Origin of the sequence: Gilliamella sp. Pas-s27 (assembly GCF_009795865.1) — a bacterium.
Classification (GTDB): domain Bacteria; phylum Pseudomonadota; class Gammaproteobacteria; order Enterobacterales; family Orbaceae; genus Gilliamella.
Genome location: NZ_WTEW01000064.1, coordinates 1 through 2261, shown reverse-complemented (window position 1 = coordinate 2261; position 2261 = coordinate 1). Strand labels below are relative to the sequence as shown.

At 38.0% G+C, this 2261-nt stretch carries 2 protein-coding genes and 1 pseudogene; all 3 read left to right on the top strand.

From position 1 onward, the window contains the following. A partial coding sequence (locus tag GQ589_RS11560; protein ID WP_202115099.1) for a T6SS immunity protein Tli4 family protein occupies positions 1-797 on the top strand: 797 nt, incomplete at its 5' end. Continuing rightward, the gene (locus GQ589_RS11555; RefSeq protein WP_160426365.1) at positions 784-1914 is read left to right on the top strand and encodes a T6SS immunity protein Tli4 family protein; all 1131 of its coding nucleotides are present in this window, start codon (positions 784-786) and stop codon (positions 1912-1914) included. The genes GQ589_RS11560 and GQ589_RS11555, both read left to right, overlap by 14 nt. Then, positions 1901-2261 (top strand): annotated as a pseudogene (locus tag GQ589_RS11550) (hypothetical protein); the annotation flags it as partial. The gene GQ589_RS11555 and the pseudogene GQ589_RS11550, both read left to right, overlap by 14 nt.

The following is a 2261-nucleotide window of genomic DNA, read 5'->3' as shown; positions in this document are numbered from 1 at the left end:
ATCCCCTTGATGGCAATTATCTAAAACAGGTGTATCCAGTGCACACCCATAACCCCGATAAAATGCAAGGTATTATTTTTGAACGCATGAAAAGTATTGGTACTGCTGATATTCTTAGAGTGTTAGAAGGTTATCGCTGGCAAGATGAAGTAACATTAAAGATCGAAATGAAAGCAAAAAATGGCTTAGGCGAACAATATGCTAAAGCTAGGCAAATTAAGCCTGAATCCCATGGTAATAACGTGCCCCAAAAATTAGCTGAGTTACATAAACTGTTTGACCGGATTAAGCCGCGCGATGATTTAACTATTCCAACAACACCAGGTTTTTGTTTTTTGCACGGTTTTATGCAAGGGGAGGATCGTGAATGGAAAGATATGGGATTTACCTATAGACACAATACGATAGAGGATTTCTATTTTAGGATCGAGTATAACGATTTTAAAGAAGATTACGCATTACTTAATATGCCAGAAGGCTATGTTACGCAAGGTCGAGGACATACTCTCTATAAAGGGACGCGAGAGAGTAATGGGTTATTGCTAGAAGAGTGGATAGCAAAAGGGCAATTTTTCCGTAATGAAAAAGGCTTCGATTCCGATGATTGGGGATATGTATTTTCGCTGGGGATTCATATGACCGACCCAACCTATAAAACACCACAATTACGTTTAGAAATGTACTACAAAATCCCAGATGATGAAACACAAGCATACAGTGAAAAGCAACTTATGGTCATTTGGCGAGAAATCACTGATAGCATTAGAATAAGGGAAAGTGCTTTTGAAAACAAATAAATATTACGGTGGTTTTATTGTCGGTCTATTCGCGCTAACCGTATCAACCAGTTGTCAGGTATTTAGCAAGAATATTCAAACAATTACATTACCACCCAAAGCGCAGCAGCCAGTGGCTGCGTTACTATCAAATTCACCAACACGTTGTATTGGCACCTATTTAATCGACTTACCGATTGAATTTAAAGTCAATGAAGAGGGATATTTTGATTATCAAAGTAATCCTATTACGACCATTGCCACAAAGCAACAATATTTACCCCCTTTTAAACAGATGATAGCTCGGCGTGAGCAAGAGTTGAAAAATACTAAACCGGTAGATCCCCTTGATGGCAATTATCTAAAACAGGTGTATCCAGTGCACACCCATAACCCCGATAAAATGCAAGGTATTATTTTTGAACGTATGGAAAGTATTGGTACTTCTGATATTCTTAGAGTGTTAGAAGGTTATCGCTGGCAAGATGAAGTCACGTTAAAGATCGAAATGAAAGCACAAAATGGCTTAGGCGAACAATATGCTAAAGATAGGCAAATTGATCCTGAATCCTATAGTAATAACGTGCCCCAAAAATTAGCTGAGTTACATAAACTGTTTGACCGGATTAAGCTGCGCGATGATTTAACTATTCCAACAACACCAGGTTTTTGTTTTTTGCACGGTTTTATGCAAGGGGAGGATCGTGAATGGAAAGATATGGGGTTTATCTATTGGCATAATACAATCAATAATTTTTATTTTAGGATCGATTATAACGATTTTAAAGAAGGTGATGCATTACTTGATAAGCCAGAAGGCTATGTTACGCAAGGCCGAGGACATACTCTCTATAAAGGGACGCGAGAGAGTAATGGGTTATTGCTAGAAGAGTGGATAGCAAAAGGGCAATTTTTCCGTAATGAAAAAGGCTTCGATTCCGATGATTGGGGATATGTATTTTCGTTAGGGATCCATATGACCGACCCAACCTATAAAACACCACAATTACAGGTAGAAATGTACTACAAAATCCCAGATGATGAAACACAAGCATACAGTGAAAAGCAACTTATGGTCATTTGGCGAGAAATCACTGATAGCATTAGAATAAGGGAAAGTGCTTTTGAAAACAAATAAATATTACGGTGGTTTTATTGTTGGTCTATTCGCTCTGACCGCATTAACCAGTTGTCAGGTATTTAGCAAGAATATTCAAACAATTACATTACCACCCAAAGCGCAGCAGCCAGTGGCTGCGTTACTATCAAATTCACCAACACGCTGTATTGGCACCTATTTAATCGACTTACCGATTGAATTTAAAGTCAATAAAGAGGGATATTTTGATTATCAAAGTAATCCTATTACGACCATTGCCACAAAGCAACAATATTTACCTCCTTTTAAACAGATGATAGCTCGGCGTGAGCAAGAGTTGAAAAATACTAAACCGGTAGATCCCCTTGATGGCAATTATCTAAAAC